Consider the following 13,846-nt stretch of genomic DNA (forward strand, 5'->3'; position numbering starts at 1 on the left):
ACCAACAGGCGTGGGCACCAACCCTCCCGTTCGCGCGTTATCAGGGGCATGGACCCGACCGACACCCCGACGCTGCCACCCATCTTCCGCCCTTGGCCCGCCGAGGCGGGCGGACCCTTTGCCACCGCCTGCCGCTTCGCCGCGGAGGGGGCGGCGCCTGGCACGCTCGTCCACAGCGGCCGGCGTGACCGGCTGGACGTGGCGGTGGTGCTGGTCCCCGACCGGCCGGACGCGGGGGACGGCCTCGCCGCCGTCACCCTGGTCGCACTGGCCGACGCGCTGGAGGCGGTGGGGCCGCCCAACCAGAGCATCCGCTTCGACGGCGCGGGCCGTCTGCTGCTGAACGGCGCGGTGGCCGGCGGGGTGACCGTCGCGCTCGGCCCCGGCGCCGAGGACGGGCTGCCCGCTTGGGCCGTGGTCGGCGCGGAGCTGGAGGTTCTCGGCGACCCCGACGACCCCGACCCGGGCCGCCACCCCGACCGCACGGCGCTGCGCGAGGAAGGCTTCGGCGACACCGACGCCGTGGCGGTGCTGGAGAGCTTCACCCGGCATTTCCTGACCTGGATCGACCGTTGGATGGATGCGGGCTTCGAGCCGGTGCGGCGGGTCTGGGAACAGCGGCTGATCCCCACGGCACAGGAGACGCGGTCATGACCGGACAGGCCGAACGGCGCGGCATCGGGATCACGGTGGAGCGCCAGCGCATCGACAACCCCTGGGTGGACGCCCGCTGGCGGGTGACCGGCGCCCTGCCGGCGCTGCCCGACCGCGCGCCCTGGACCGTGCTGGCGCAGGATGGCGAGCGCACCGGCTATTACGCGGGCGCTGCGGAGATCGTGCTCCATCCCGGCGAGACGGAGAATTACGTCGAGAATCTGAAGGGCGGCCACCCGATGCTCTACGTCATCCTGCGCCGCTGCGCGGAGGAGCCGGGGCTGCGGCTGCTCGCCGTCACCGTCGATCCCGGCGAGGTCGACGCCCATTCCGACGCGGGCGACGACCTGATCGAAGCGATCCCGCTGCCGCCCGACCTCGCGGCGTGGATGCGCGATTTCGTGGCCCGCCACCACACCGAACGGCCCTTCTACAAGCGCCAGCGCGACCGCGCCGACCCGGAGGCGTTGGCCCGCCGCGCTCCGGTTGCTCATCCTGGAAAGGATCAGCGCCATGGATGACGGGTCCGAAGGTTTCCTGTCCCGCTGGTCGCGGCGCAAGCAGGAGGCGCGCACGGCGCCCGTCGAGGCCCCCGAACCGCCGGAGGAGCGGGACACGGCGGAGGAACCGCAGGCCATCGCCGCTCCGCCGCCGGAACCCTTCGATCCGGAGAGCCTGCCGCCGGTGGAGAGCCTGGGCGCGGACAGCGACTACACCGGCTTTCTCGCGAGCAACGTCCCGCAGGAACTGAAACGGCTGGCCCTGCGCAAGGCCTGGACCAGCGACCCGGTGATCGCGGGCTTCCGCGGCTTCGCCGAATATGACTGGGACTGCAACGCCCCCGGCTACGGCAAGCTGCTCGACACCGACCGCATCGCCGACCTGCTGGACCGCATCGCCACCGACGAGAAGCCGCCGGAGGAGGAGAAGCCGCAGGAGGAGGTGGTCGCTGGGGTGGATGAGTTTGAGGAAAGTGAGGGTCTTGCCCCCACCCCGGCCCTCCCCCGCTGCGCAGGGGAGGGAGAATCCTGCGAAGCGGCGTCCGTTCCCTCCCCTGCGAAAGCGGGGGWGGGTTAGGGAGGGGGCAACGCTCAGGGTCGGGGCAAGACCATCGCCTGTCCTGGACTGCGCAACCTTTGAGCAGTCCCGCTGTTGTCCTTGATGAGCCGGACCTTAACCGGCCACGGGAAAGGCGAAGCGGGGCAAGGGCATGGCGGAAACGGCCATCATCGACGACGCGGATCGGCTGCGGGCGCAGGCGTACGGCCTGCTGGCCCATCTCTTGGCGCGTCCGCCGTCGCGCGACTTGCTGGGCACGGTCGGCGCTCTGTCCGGGGACGGCTCGCCGCTGGGGCGGGCCATCAGCGATCTGGCCGTGCGTGCGCGTACGCTCGCCGAGGACCCGGACGGAGAACGGCGGGCCGAGCGCGAATACCACGAGCTGTTCCTTGGGGTGACGCGCGGCGAGCTGGTCCCCTTCGCCTCCTACTACCGCACCGGCTTCCTGATCGACCGCCCGCTGGCCCGCCTGCGCGAAGACATGCAGACCCTGGGCATCGAGCGCGCCACCGGCGTCAGCGAGCCGGAGGACCACATCGCCGCCATCGCCGAGATCATGGGCGCGCTGGCCGCCGGTACCGTCGGCACGGTGGACGGCGAGCCGGACCTGCCGCGCCAGAAGCGCTTCTTCGAGCGCCACCTCGCCCCCTGGGCGGGCCGCTTCTTCCAGGATCTGGAAGAGGCGTCGGCGGCGCATCTCTACCGGCCCCTGGGCACCTTCGGGCGGCTGTTCCTGGACATCGAGACCAACGCCTTCGCGATGATCGCGCCCGCCCCTTCGGGTGCGGCTCGCGGGGCCGACCAGCGGGAGGGCACGATCCATGCACCGTGACGAGAGTCAGAAGAAAACCGGACTGGAACGCCGCAGCCTGCTGAAAGGCCTGGGGCTGGGTGCGGCGGGGGCCGCCGCCGCGGCCGCGACCCTGCGCGCCGCCCCGGCGGAAGCGATGGAATCGCGGCAGGAGCAGGTGAAGTCCCGCTACCGCGAAACCGACCATGTGAAGCGTTTCTACGCGCTGAACCGACTCTGACCGCGACTTTGATCCAGAGGGCCGCCCCATGCTCGTCAAGCGCAACGCCGGAACCGCCGCCACCCGCGCCTCCCTCGCCCGCCGCCTGAACGGACTGTCGGCCAATGGACGGTCGGCGGGCACCGCCGGGCTGGGAGAAACCGTCGACCGCCGCGGCTTCCTGAAGACCTCCGGCCTCGCCGCCGGGGGCATGGCGGCGCTGGGCGCGCTGCCCGCCGCGATGATCCAGAAGGCCGAGGCCGGGCCGACCCTGCCCAACGTCGAGATCGTCACCCGCAAGAATGTCTGCACCCACTGCTCCGTCGGCTGCACGGTGATCGCGGAGGTGCAGAACGGCGTCTGGACCGGGCAGGAGCCGGGCTGGGAAAGCCCGATCAGCCAAGGCGCGCATTGCGCCAAGGGCGCCTCGGTGCGCGAGCTGACCAAGGGCGAGCGGCGGGTGAAATACCCGATGAAGCTGGTCGACGGCCAGTGGCAGCGCATCTCCTGGGACCAGGCCATCGAGGAGATCGGGACCAAGCTGCTGGAGATCCGTGAGCAGTCCGGACCGGACGCCACCTTCTGGCTGGGCTCCGCCAAATTCTCCAACGAGGGCGCCTATCTGTTCCGCAAGCTGGCGGCCTTCTGGGGAACCAACAACGTCGATCATCAGGCGCGCATCTGCCACAGCACCACGGTCGCCGGGGTGGCGAACACCTGGGGCTACGGCGCCATGACCAACAGCTACAACGACATCCAGAATTCCAAGGCGCTGCTGATCATCGGCGGCAACCCGGCGGAGGCCCACCCCGTCTCGCTGCCGCACATGCTGCGCGGCAAGGAGCACAACCGCGCGCCCTTCATCGTCATCGACCCGCGCTTCACCCGCACCGCCGCCCACGCCACCGACTATGTGCGCATCCGCCCCGGCACCGACATCCCGGTCACCTGGGGCATCCTCTGGCACATCTTCGAGAACGGCTGGGAGGACAAGGAATACATCCGCCAGCGCGTCTACGGCATGGATGAGATCCGCGCCGAGGTGAAGAAGTGGGACCCCGCCACGGTGGAGCGGGTCAGCGGCGTGCCCGGCGAGCAGCTCCACCGCGTGGCCGAGGCGCTGGCGAAGAACCGGCCGTCCACCGTCATCTGGTGCATGGGCATCACCCAGAAGACCACCGGCACCGCCAACGTCCGCGCCCTGTCGATCCTGCAGCTGGCGCTCGGCAACATCGGGGTGGCCGGCGGCGGGGCCAACATCTACCGCGGCCACTGCAACGTGCAGGGCGCCACCGACTTCGGGCTCGACGTCTCCACGCTGCCCTCCTACTACGGGCTGGCCGAGGGGGCGTGGAAGCATTTCTGCCGCGTCTGGGACGTCGATTACGACTGGATGAAGGCCAGATTCGGTTCCAAGGAGCTGATGGAGGCCAAGGGCATCCCGACCACCCGCTGGTTCGACGGCGTCACCTACAAGCCGGAGGAGATCCAGCAGCCGTCGCCGCTGAAGGCGATGGTCGTCTTCGGCCATGGCGGCAACACCGTCACCCGCATGCCGGAGATGCTGAAGGGGCTGGAGCAGCTGTCCCTGCTGGTCATCGCCGACCCGCACCCGACCACCTTCGCCGCCTTCAAGGAGCGCCGGAACGGCACCTACATCCTGCCGGCCTGCACCCAGTTCGAGACGGACGGCTCGCGCACCTGCTCCAACCGGTCGATGCAGTGGGGCGAGAAGGTCGTGGAGCCGATCTTCGAGTCCAAGGACGACTACACGATCATCTATCTGCTGGCCCGCAAGTTCGGCTTCGCCGACGAGATGTTCAAGCACATCACGGTGGAGGAGACCCGCCCGGTGCCGGAGGACATCCTGCGCGAGATCAACCGCGGCTGCCTGTCCACCGGCTACACCGGCCAGTCGCCGGAACGGCTGAAGATGCACATGAAGCATCAGGCCGACTTCGACAAGATCACCATGCAGGCGACCAGCGGCCCGCTGAAGGGCGAGTATTACGGCCTGCCCTGGCCCTGCTGGGGCCATCCGGAGCTTCGCCACCCCGGCTGCGCCGTGCTCTACGACACCTCCAAGCATGTGATGGAGGGCGGCGGCGTCTTCCGCGCCCGCTTCGGGGTGGAGCGCAACGGCGTCAGCCTGCTCGCCGACGGCTCCTATTCCAAGGGGTCGGAGATCGAGGACGGCTATCCCGAATTCACCATGGCGATGCTGCGCAAGCTGGGCTGGGACAAGGACCTGACGGCGGAGGAGATGCGCGTCATCCAGGCCATCGGCGGCGACAAGACCGACGAGGTGAGCTGGCAGACCGACCTGTCGATGGGCATCATCCGCGTCGCGCTGAAGCATGGATGTTCGCCGCACGGCAACGCCAAGGCCCGCGCCGTCGCCTGGAACCTGCCTGACCCGGTGCCGCTGCACCGCGAGCCGATCTATTCCCCGCGGCCGGAGCTGGTGAAAGAGTATCCGGCGATCGAGGACCGGCGCGACTTCCGTCTGCCGCAGCTCGCCCGCTCGCTCCAGTTCAAGATCGCGGACAGCGACATCCGCCAGCGCTTCCCCTTCATCCTGACCTCCGGACGGCTGGTCGAGTATGAGGGCGGCGGCGAGGAGACCCGCTCCAACCCCTGGCTGGCCGAACTGCAACAGACGATGTTCGTGGAAATCAACCCCAAGGACGCCGAGCGCCTGGGCATCCGCGACGGCGGCATGGTCTGGGTCTACGGGCCGGAAGACAACGCGAAGGCGCGGATGCGCGCGCTGGTGACCGAACGCATCGGCACCGGCACGGTCTTCATGCCCTTCCATTTCTCCGGCTACTGGCAGGGCAACAGCCTGCGGGAGAACTACCCGCCCGGCACCGACCCCATCGTCCTGGGCGAGCCGGCCAACGGGGTGACGACCTACGGCTATGACCCGATGACCTTCATGCAGGAAACCAAGGTGACGCTGTGCCGCGTCGAACCGGCCTGACGCGCCGCAAGGAAGGATAGACATTCATGGCCCGCATGAAATTCCTGTGCGACGCGGAACGCTGCATCGAATGCAACGCCTGCGTCACCGCCTGCAAGAACGAGCACGACATCCCCTGGGGCATCAACCGCCGCCGCGTCATCACGCTGAAGGACGGCGTGCCCGGCGAGCGGTCGATTTCCATGGCCTGCATGCATTGCAACGATCCGCCCTGCGCCGCGGTCTGCCCGGTGGACTGCTTCTACCAGACGGCGGACGGGGTGGTGCTGCACTCCAAGGACCTGTGCATCGGCTGCGGCTACTGCTTCTACGCCTGCCCCTTCGGCGCGCCGCAGTACCCGCAGGCGACCAACTTCGGCGGGCGCGGCAAGATGGACAAATGCACCTTCTGCACCGGCGGTCCGGAAGCGGACAACACGATGGAGGAGTACCAGAAATACGGCACCAACCGGCTGGCCGAGGGCAAGCTGCCGCTCTGCGCGGAGATGTGCTCCACCCGCGCGCTGATGGCCGGTGATGGCGATGTTCTGGCCGACATCTACAAGGAGCGGACGGTGCGCCGCGGCTATGGCTCCGGCGCCTGGGGCTGGTCCACCGCCTATGGCCAGAACGACCGCGGCGACGCCTTCAGCCCGGGCCGCGAGGGCACGGGCGGGAGCTGAGCGGGTGGGGAAGTGATGCCCCCACCCTAACCCTCTCCCGCTTCGCAGGGGAGGGGACAATTCTCCCTCCCCTGCGACAGCGGGGGAGGGCCGGGGTGGGGGCAAGGCTGTCCCGACGCAGCACCCCGCAAAGCGCATATTTTCTAGGGAAGGACGCGACATGACGAAGCTCCTGCGCCCCCTGTTGGTCCTGTTCGTTCTGCTGCTCGCCGCCCCGGCGGTGCAGGCGCAGTTCTACCAGACGCCGGGGCCGACCTCGCCGACCTCGAAGGACGAGGTGCAGCTCTACCAGACGCCGGACGGCAAGCTGTCCGGGCGGGTCAGCATCCCCGACGCGAAGCTGGGCGTCCTGGTTCAGCCGGAGGGGCGGGAGTGGCGCGAGTTCCGCATGGTCTGGCTGAAGATCATCGCGGGGGCGCTGATCCTGGGGCCGATCGCGGTGTTGGCGATCTTCTATCTGATCCGCGGTACCATCCGCATCCAGGGCGGCCGGTCGGGGCGCCCGGTGCCGCGCTTCAGCGGCATGGACCGCTTCGCCCACTGGACGACGGCGGTCAGCTTCCTCCTGATGGCGCTGACCGGGCTGATCCTGACCTTCGGGCGCATGCTGCTGATCCCGCTGATCGGCCACCCGAACTTCACGATGTTGGCCGAAGCCAGCAAGTACATGCACAACTTTTTCAGCGTGCCCTTCGTCCTCGGGCTGCTGATGATCTTCGTGCTGTGGGTGCGCGACAACATCCCGGAGAAGGCTGATCTCGTCTGGCTGAAGACGCTCGGCGGCGTGCTGAGCAAGTCCGGCGAGCATCCGGAGGCCGGGCGCTTCAACGCCGGTCAGAAGGGCGTCTTCTGGGCGGTGGTGTTCGGTGGCTTTGCGCTGTCGCTCACCGGTTTCCTGCTGATGATGCCCTTCGCCGTCACCGGGATCGGCGGCATGCAGATCCTGCACGTCGCGCACGGGGTGGTGGCAGCCCTGATGATCGCGCTGATCATCGGGCACATCTACATCGGCACCATCGGCATGGAGGGCGCTTTCGACGCCATGGGCAGCGGCGTGGTCGACGAGAACTGGGCCAAGGACCATCACCGCCGCTGGTACGAGGAGCAACTCCGCAACGGCCGGGCCAATGAGGACGAACGGCTGCGGCATCGAGCGGCGGAGTGAGGCGCGGAACATCTCTCGACAGGCGGGCCGGCATGGCCGATCCTTCCGCGCAACGAATTGTGCGTGGGGAGGATTCATGCCGCTCGACCACCGGGAGTCGCTGTTCCGCCGCATCGCGGAGCGGCGCGACGACCTCGTCGCGCTGACCCGCGACCTGATCCGCATCCCCACCGTCAACCCGCCTGGCGACGTCTACACCGACTGCGCGGAATTCCTCGGGCGGCGGCTGGCCGGGCGCGGCTTCGCCGTGGAATATGTGCGGGCCGACGGCGCGCCGGGCGACAGCGACCGCTACCCGCGCACCAACGTCGTCGCGCGGATCGAAGGGCGCGAGCCCGGCCCCTGCGTGCACTTCAACGGCCACATCGACGTGGTGCCCGCCGGCCAGGGCTGGACGGTCGATCCCTTCGAAGGCGTGGTGAAGGACGGGCGCGTCTACGGCCGCGGCGCCTGCGACATGAAGGGCGGCATCGCCGCGTCGATTATCGCCGTGGAAGCGATCCTGGAGGAGGGTATCCCCTTCCCCGGCGCGCTGGAAATCTCCGGCACGGTGGACGAGGAGTCCGGCGGCTACGGCGGGGTCGGGCATCTGGCGACGCTCGGCTACTTCTCCCGCCCGCGGGTCGACCACGTCATCATCCCGGAACCGCTGAACGTGGACCGGGTGTGCATCGGCCACCGCGGCGTCTGGTGGGCGGAGATCGAGACCAAGGGCCGCGTCGCCCACGGCTCCATGCCCTTCCTCGGCAACTGCGCGGTGCGCCACATGGGCGCCGTGCTGCACCGGATCGAGACGGAGCTGATCCCCCGGCTGGCCGCCAAGCGCACCGCCATGCCGGTGGTGCCGGAGGGGGCGCGGCAGTCCACCCTGAACATCAACGCCATCCATGGCGGGCAGGCGGAGGATCACGGCGGCCTGCCCAGCCCGATGGTGCCCGACCGCTGCCGCATGGTCATCGACCGCCGCTATCTGATCGAGGAGGACCCGGAGGAGGTGCGGGCGGAGATCGTCGGCATCCTGGAGGACCTGCGCCGCGAGCGCCCCGGTTTCGATTACGAGCTGCGCGAGGTGCTGGCCTTCCTGCCCACCCTGACCGACACCGACGCTCCGGTGGTGCGGGCGGTGGGGGCGGCCATCGAGACGGTGCTGGGTCGCCCGGCGGCGCGGGTGGTGTCCCCCGGCACCTACGACCAGAAGCACATCGCGCGGGTCGGGCATCTCAAGGACTGCATCGCCTACGGCCCCGGCATCCTCGACCTCGCCCACCAGCCGGACGAGTATGTGGGCATCGACGACATGGTCCATGCCGCACAGGTGATGGCGATGGCCGCCCTGTCGCTGTTGCGGCGGGAGGTGTAAGGTCGCGCTCGTGGCAACAACGGCTGGCTGGACACGCGCGCGATGTCGGACCTCAAGCTCAACCTCGGCTGCGGCGACACGCGGCTTGCCGGCTACGTCAACGTGGACAAGTACGGCACCTTCGGGCCGGACATCGTCGCCGACCTGGAGGTCGTGCCCTGGCCGTTCGAGGAGAGCAGCGTCGCCGACGTCCAGCTCATCCACGCGCTGGAGCATATGGGCCAGACGACCGAGAGCTTCCTGAACATCATGAGGGAGCTGTACCGCGTCTGCCGGCACGGCGCGCGGATCACCATCAAGGTGCCGCACCCGCGCAGCGACGGCTATCTCGGCGACCCGACCCACGTCCGCCCGATCACGCCCAACGTGCTGAGCCTGTTCTCGATGGAGGAGAACCGGAAGTTCATCGAGCGCGGCTGGCCCAACACGCGGCTGGCCATGCATCTGAACGTCGATTTCCGCATGCTGTCGATCGTCTATGCCCCGACCCCGCGCTGGCACCACAAGCTGGCGTCTGGGGAGGTCACGAACCAGGAGGTGATGGAGGCGATGGAAAGCCAGAACAACGTCATCGACGAGATTGCCATGGTCCTGGAGGTGGTGAAGGACGCCGCCTGAACCCGACCTCCTCGAACCCGACCGGCTTGACGGGCGGGGGCCGGTCCCTTAGCTTGCGAATGTTCCCTGGGGGGCCTCGCTAGGAGGCTGAGACTCCGCCGGTCCGGCGCTTTCATCCGGACAACGCGGTGACCCATCGAACCTGATCCGGGTCATACCGGCGTAGGGACGGGACTGAAGGGCGGCACGGCGTACCCCCATTCCATCCAGACACCGCTTGTCCCGGCAACAGTTTGTTGGCGTTGCAAAAGGTGTGTGCGGACGTGACCGAAGCCCGACTTGTCGAAGAGCTGCTGGCCTTCATCGCCGCCGGAGAGGCGGACGAGGAGGCGTTCAACCGCATGGCGCTGGCCGTCTTCGCCCATCAGTTCGAGACCAACGCCCCCTACCGCCGCTTCGCCACCCAGCGGGCGCGCACCCTGCGCACGGTGAAGAGCTGGCGCGACGTGCCCGCCGTGCCGATCAGCGCCTTCAAGGACCTGACGCTGAGCGGACGCCCGCCGGAGGAATGCCCGCACGTCTTCATGACCAGCGGCACCACCAAAGGCGTGCGCGGCAAGAGCCACCATCCGACGCTGGCGGTCTACGACCGCTCCATGACCGTCAATTTCCGCCGCCGCTTCATGGGGGAATGGGAGCGGCTGCGCATGGGCATCCTGTTCCCGACCGAGCAGGCGATGCCCAACTCCTCGCTTGCCCATTATCTGGCGCTGGCCAAGAACGAGTTCGGGACGGCGGAGAGCCGCTACCTCATATCCGACGCCGGGCTGGACGTGGACGGGGCGATCGAGGCGCTGTCCCGCGCCGAGGAAACCGGCGAACCCTACGCCCTGCTGGGGGCGAGCTTCAGCGTCGTGCATCTGATGGACGCGCTGGCCGAGCGGGGGCGGAGCTTCGCCCTGCCGGCGGGCAGCCGCATCCTTGACACCGGCGGCTTCAAGGGCCAGTCGCGCGAGATGGCGGCGGAGGAGTTCTACAGCCGCCTCTCCGCCACCTTCGGCGTGCCGCGCCGGCTGTGCATCAACATGTACGGCATGACGGAGCTGAGCACCCAGTTCTACGACGACGGCAACGAGACCTGCCCGTCGGTGAAGTCCGGTCCGCACTGGATCCGCAGCCGGGTCATCAACCCGCTGACCGGCCAGGAGGTGCCGCGCGGCAGCGTCGGCGTGCTGGTCCATCACGATCTGGCCCATTTCAACTGCGCTTCCGCCATCCTGACCGAGGATGCGGGGGTGGAGGTGGACGGCGGCTTCCAGCTTCTCGGCCGGGCCGACGGGGCGGACGCCAAGGGCTGCTCCGTGGCGGTCGAGGACTTCCTCAAAGCGGCGCGGGCGCCCTGATGGAGCGCGCCGGGCATCTGCCGGGGCTGTCCGCCGACGCGGTGGACTGGCGGACGCTGACCTTCCGGCGCGGCGCCGAGACGCTCGACGTGGCGGTGCCGGTGCTGAGCGAGGCGCAGATCGCTGAATTGGCAACGCGAGTGCGCGCCAACGCGCGGGCCTACCTAAAAAGCCGCACCGTCGCGGAGATCGCCGCCGCCATCGACCGTGCCATCGCCCGGCTGCTCGACCGCGACGACCCGTGGAGGCAAAAGGCGGAACGGCTGCTGCCGCTGGTCACCGGCTACGACGCGGAGATGGTCCGGCTGGGGCTGACCGGCTATCTGAAGACCTTCCGCGGGCCGGAGCTGCGGAAGTTCATCGCCGAGGATTTCGCCAACCCGGCGGTGCTCGACGATTTCCAGCCGATGCCCAAGGGCGGCTTCGCCCGCGCCTTCGGGCCGGAGCTGCTGCTGCACGTCTGGGCGGGCAACGTGCCGGGCCTGCCGCTGTGGAGCCTGATCTCCGGCCTGCTGGTGAAGGCCGGCACGGTCGGCAAGCTGCCGAGCGCCGAGCCGCTGTTCGCCGGCTGGTTCGCGCAAATCCTGGCGGAGATCGACCCGGAGCTGGCCGACTGCATCGCCATCGTCTGGTGGAAGGGCGGCGACGAAGCGGCGGAGCGCGCGTGGCTGACCCGCGCCGACACGGTGGTCGCCTATGGCGGCAACGACGCGCTGGAGGCCATCCGGGCGCGGGTGCCGATCACGACGCGTTTCCTGCCCTACGGACACAAGATCAGCTTCGGCATGGTCGCCCGCTCCGCGCTCGACGCCGGGAAGGCGGGGGCGGTGGCGCGGCAGGCGGCCTACGACGTGGCGCGCTACGACCAGCAGGGCTGCTACTCGCCCCAGTCCTTTTTCGTAGAGCGCGGCGGGCGGGTGTCGCCGCAGGAGTTCGCCGGCTATCTGGCGCACGAGCTGGACGCGCTGGGCAGCAAATTCCCGCGCCGCCCCCTGTCGATGGGCGAGGCGGGCAGCGTCGCGTCCTGGCGCAACGCGGAGGAGACGAAGGGCTTTGCCGACGCCAGCCGCGCCCTGTTCGGCGATCCGGCGGGAAGCTGGGCGGTCGCCTACACCGACGCCGCGGACGGTCTGAGCCCTTGCGGGCTGAACCGCACGGTGACGGTGGTGGCGGTGGACCGGCTGGCCGAGGCGGTGCCGGGGCTGGCGCCCTACCGCGCCTTCCTCCAGACCGTGGGCATCGCCGCCGCACCGGAGGAGCTGTTCGCGCTCGCCGGAACGCTGGGGGCGGTCGGGGTGACGCGCCTCTGCGCGCTCGGCCGCATGACCGCGCCGGAGGCGGGCTGGCACCATGACGGCCGGTTCAACCTGCTGGACCTCGTCACCATGACCGAGATCGAAGGCTCGGCGGAACGGGCGGCGGACGCGTTCGCCCCCTACACGGATTGAGGCGCCCGGCCATGCCCTTCGTCAGCATCGAACAGGCCGGCTACGGCGTCCCGAGCGGCGGCACCATCCTGGACCGCATCGACTGGACCATCGGGGAGGGCGAGTTCCACGCCCTGGTCGGGCGCAGCGGCTGCGGCAAGACGACCCTGCTGAAGCTGGTCGCCGGGCTGCTGGCCCCCTTGACCGGAACCGTGCGCATCCAGGGGGAGCCGGTGCGGGGGCCGGGCGCCCAGGTCGGTTTCGTCTTCCAGGCGCCGACGCTGCTGGACTGGCGCACGGTGCTCGACAACCTGCTGCTTCCCGTCTCGCTGAAGCGCCGCCCGCAGCCGGCGGACCGCCGCAAGGCGGAGGAGTTGCTGGACCTCGTCGGCCTGACCGGACTCGAAGGGCGCTACCCCAGCCAACTGTCCGGCGGGCAGCAGAGCCGCGTCGCGCTGGCCCGCGCGCTGGTCACCGAGCCGCCGCTGCTCCTGCTCGACGAACCCTTCGCCGCGCTCGACGCCATCACGCGGGAGGAGTTGCAGGACGACCTGCTGACGCTCTGCGCCCGGCACCGCACCACCGTGCTGTTCGTCACCCACGACATCGCGGAGGCGGTCTATCTGGCCGACCGGGTGGCGGTGATGGAGGGCGGGCATCTGCGCCACGCCCTGCCGGTGCCGCTGGCCCGCCCGCGCGGGCGCGATGTCCGCTACAGCCCGCGCTTCAACGCCCTGTGCCTGGAGCTGCGCCACGCTATGGATGGGGCCATGGACGGCAAACCCGACCGAGCGGTGCTGGAGCGCGCGTCGTGATGGTCCGCCTCGCCTCCGCCCTGCTGCTCGTCCTGCTGCTGGTGGGGTGGGAGACCTATTGCCGGGTGGCGGGGGTATCCGCGCTGGTCGTGCCGCTGCCGTCGGCGGTGCTGCGCACGCTGTGGGACGGGCTGGCCGGCGGTTATCTGCTGCCGCATCTCTGGGTCACCACGGCGGAGATGGCGATGGGCCTCGCCGCCGGCTGCACCATCGGCTTCCTCGCCGGGGTGCTGCTGGCCGAGGTGCCGGTGCTGCGCCGCCTGTTCTACCCCTACATCCTGGCCAGCCAGGTGGTGCCGAAACTGGCCCTGGGGCCGCTGTTCATCGTCTGGTTCGGCTTCGGCATGACCTCCACCGTCGTCATCACGGCGCTGATCTGCTTCTTCCCGCTGCTGGAAAACACCATGACCGGCCTTCAGCAGGTCGATCCCAACAAGCGGGAGCTGTTCCGGATGCTGCGGGCGACGCGCCTGCAAACCCTGCTGCGGCTGAAGATCCCTTCCGGCCTGCCGGTGATCCTGGCGGGGCTGCGCGTCGCCGTGGTGCTGGCGCTGGTCGGCGCCGTCGTCGGCGAGTTCATCGGGGGCCGGCAGGGGCTGGGCGCCTCGATCATCGCGGCGCAGGGGATGATGGATTCGACCATGATGTTCGCCCTGTTCATCGTCATCACGGTGCTGGGCATGATCGTTTATCAGGCCGCCGCCGGGCTCGAACGGTGGCTGCTGCGCCGTCCGTGGAAAGGATAATCAC

Annotated in this window: 14 protein-coding genes and 1 riboswitch; all 14 genes read left to right on the forward strand. The window is 69.5% G+C overall.

Features of this window, described 5'->3' with window-relative positions; genetic code table 11:
* The first annotated feature begins 48 nt into the window (after positions 1-48).
* The 14 genes from AC1DVI_RS24445 to AC1DVI_RS24510 all read left to right on the forward strand — a co-directional run bounded on the left by AC1DVI_RS24445 (position 49) and on the right by AC1DVI_RS24510 (position 13,842).
* Positions 49-654 carry a biotin/lipoate--protein ligase family protein gene (locus AC1DVI_RS24445; protein ID WP_476960176.1) on the forward strand — a complete coding sequence of 202 codons (606 nt, stop codon included), beginning with the start codon at positions 49-51 and terminating at the stop codon, positions 652-654.
* Positions 651-1,175 (forward strand): DUF3305 domain-containing protein, encoded by a 525-nt coding sequence (locus AC1DVI_RS24450; RefSeq protein WP_476960177.1) that lies wholly within the window; start codon positions 651-653, stop codon positions 1,173-1,175. The genes AC1DVI_RS24445 and AC1DVI_RS24450 overlap by 4 nt, the downstream gene beginning before the upstream one ends.
* Complete coding sequence (locus tag AC1DVI_RS24455; RefSeq protein ID WP_476960178.1) at positions 1,168-1,731, forward strand: DUF3306 domain-containing protein; 564 nt, start codon at positions 1,168-1,170, stop codon at positions 1,729-1,731. Before AC1DVI_RS24450 ends, AC1DVI_RS24455 begins: the two co-directional genes overlap by 8 nt.
* 133 nt (positions 1,732-1,864) lie before the next feature.
* Entirely contained in the window at positions 1,865-2,545 is a 681-nt protein-coding gene (locus AC1DVI_RS24460) for a TorD/DmsD family molecular chaperone (protein ID WP_476960179.1), read from the forward strand.
* Complete coding sequence (locus tag AC1DVI_RS24465) at positions 2,535-2,744, forward strand: twin-arginine translocation signal domain-containing protein (RefSeq protein ID WP_476960180.1); 210 nt, start codon at positions 2,535-2,537, stop codon at positions 2,742-2,744. Before AC1DVI_RS24460 ends, AC1DVI_RS24465 begins: the two co-directional genes overlap by 11 nt.
* 28 nt (positions 2,745-2,772) lie before the next feature.
* Positions 2,773-5,706, forward strand: a complete 2,934-nt coding sequence (locus tag AC1DVI_RS24470; protein ID WP_476960181.1) for a formate dehydrogenase subunit alpha — start codon at positions 2,773-2,775, stop codon at positions 5,704-5,706.
* A gap of 26 nt (positions 5,707-5,732) precedes the next feature.
* Positions 5,733-6,368 (forward strand): formate dehydrogenase FDH3 subunit beta, encoded by a 636-nt coding sequence (gene fdh3B, locus AC1DVI_RS24475; protein ID WP_014198023.1) that lies wholly within the window; start codon positions 5,733-5,735, stop codon positions 6,366-6,368.
* A gap of 160 nt (positions 6,369-6,528) precedes the next feature.
* Positions 6,529-7,533 carry a formate dehydrogenase subunit gamma gene (locus AC1DVI_RS24480; protein WP_476960182.1) on the forward strand — a complete coding sequence of 335 codons (1,005 nt, stop codon included), beginning with the start codon at positions 6,529-6,531 and terminating at the stop codon, positions 7,531-7,533.
* 76 nt (positions 7,534-7,609) lie between these two features.
* Positions 7,610-8,893, forward strand: coding sequence for an acetylornithine deacetylase/succinyl-diaminopimelate desuccinylase family protein (locus tag AC1DVI_RS24485; RefSeq protein ID WP_476960183.1), 1,284 nt, complete (start codon positions 7,610-7,612; stop codon positions 8,891-8,893).
* Between the two features lie 42 nt (positions 8,894-8,935).
* On the forward strand, positions 8,936-9,511 hold the full coding sequence (locus AC1DVI_RS24490) for a class I SAM-dependent methyltransferase (protein WP_476960184.1): 576 nt from the start codon (positions 8,936-8,938) through the stop codon (positions 9,509-9,511).
* 57 nt (positions 9,512-9,568) lie between these two features.
* A riboswitch (TPP riboswitch) is annotated at positions 9,569-9,698 on the forward strand.
* A gap of 76 nt (positions 9,699-9,774) precedes the next feature.
* Positions 9,775-10,854: a LuxE/PaaK family acyltransferase gene (locus AC1DVI_RS24495; protein WP_476960185.1), complete on the forward strand. Its 1,080-nt coding sequence runs from the start codon at positions 9,775-9,777 to the stop codon at positions 10,852-10,854.
* Positions 10,854-12,302 (forward strand): acyl-CoA reductase, encoded by a 1,449-nt coding sequence (locus AC1DVI_RS24500; RefSeq protein ID WP_476960186.1) that lies wholly within the window; start codon positions 10,854-10,856, stop codon positions 12,300-12,302. The genes AC1DVI_RS24495 and AC1DVI_RS24500 overlap by 1 nt, the downstream gene beginning before the upstream one ends.
* Before the next feature lie 11 nt (positions 12,303-12,313).
* The gene (locus AC1DVI_RS24505) at positions 12,314-13,096 is read left to right on the forward strand and encodes an ABC transporter ATP-binding protein (protein WP_476960187.1); all 783 of its coding nucleotides are present in this window, start codon (positions 12,314-12,316) and stop codon (positions 13,094-13,096) included.
* Positions 13,096-13,842 (forward strand): ABC transporter permease, encoded by a 747-nt coding sequence (locus tag AC1DVI_RS24510; protein ID WP_476960222.1) that lies wholly within the window; start codon positions 13,096-13,098, stop codon positions 13,840-13,842. Before AC1DVI_RS24505 ends, AC1DVI_RS24510 begins: the two co-directional genes overlap by 1 nt.
* Positions 13,843-13,846: the final 4 nt, after the last annotated feature.

It is taken from the genome of Azospirillum sp. P4_B5 (assembly GCF_056402275.1).

Excerpts from the sequence above, each read along its gene's own strand:
- AC1DVI_RS24465 (WP_476960180.1), top strand. The coding sequence starts at position 2,535 with ATGCACCGTGACGAGAGTCAGAAGAAAACCGGACTGGAACGCCGCAGC.
- AC1DVI_RS24460 (WP_476960179.1), top strand. The coding sequence starts at position 1,865 with ATGGCGGAAACGGCCATCATCGACGACGCGGATCGGCTGCGGGCGCAG.
- AC1DVI_RS24500 (WP_476960186.1), top strand. The coding sequence starts at position 10,854 with ATGGAGCGCGCCGGGCATCTGCCGGGGCTGTCCGCCGACGCGGTGGAC.
- AC1DVI_RS24490 (WP_476960184.1), top strand. The coding sequence starts at position 8,936 with ATGTCGGACCTCAAGCTCAACCTCGGCTGCGGCGACACGCGGCTTGCC.
- AC1DVI_RS24510 (WP_476960222.1), top strand. The coding sequence starts at position 13,096 with ATGGTCCGCCTCGCCTCCGCCCTGCTGCTCGTCCTGCTGCTGGTGGGG.
- AC1DVI_RS24450 (WP_476960177.1), top strand. The coding sequence starts at position 651 with ATGACCGGACAGGCCGAACGGCGCGGCATCGGGATCACGGTGGAGCGC.
- AC1DVI_RS24485 (WP_476960183.1), top strand. The coding sequence starts at position 7,610 with ATGCCGCTCGACCACCGGGAGTCGCTGTTCCGCCGCATCGCGGAGCGG.
- AC1DVI_RS24470 (WP_476960181.1), top strand. The coding sequence starts at position 2,773 with ATGCTCGTCAAGCGCAACGCCGGAACCGCCGCCACCCGCGCCTCCCTC.
- fdh3B (WP_014198023.1), top strand. The coding sequence starts at position 5,733 with ATGGCCCGCATGAAATTCCTGTGCGACGCGGAACGCTGCATCGAATGC.
- AC1DVI_RS24505 (WP_476960187.1), top strand. The coding sequence starts at position 12,314 with ATGCCCTTCGTCAGCATCGAACAGGCCGGCTACGGCGTCCCGAGCGGC.
- AC1DVI_RS24445 (WP_476960176.1), top strand. The coding sequence starts at position 49 with ATGGACCCGACCGACACCCCGACGCTGCCACCCATCTTCCGCCCTTGG.
- AC1DVI_RS24480 (WP_476960182.1), top strand. The coding sequence starts at position 6,529 with ATGACGAAGCTCCTGCGCCCCCTGTTGGTCCTGTTCGTTCTGCTGCTC.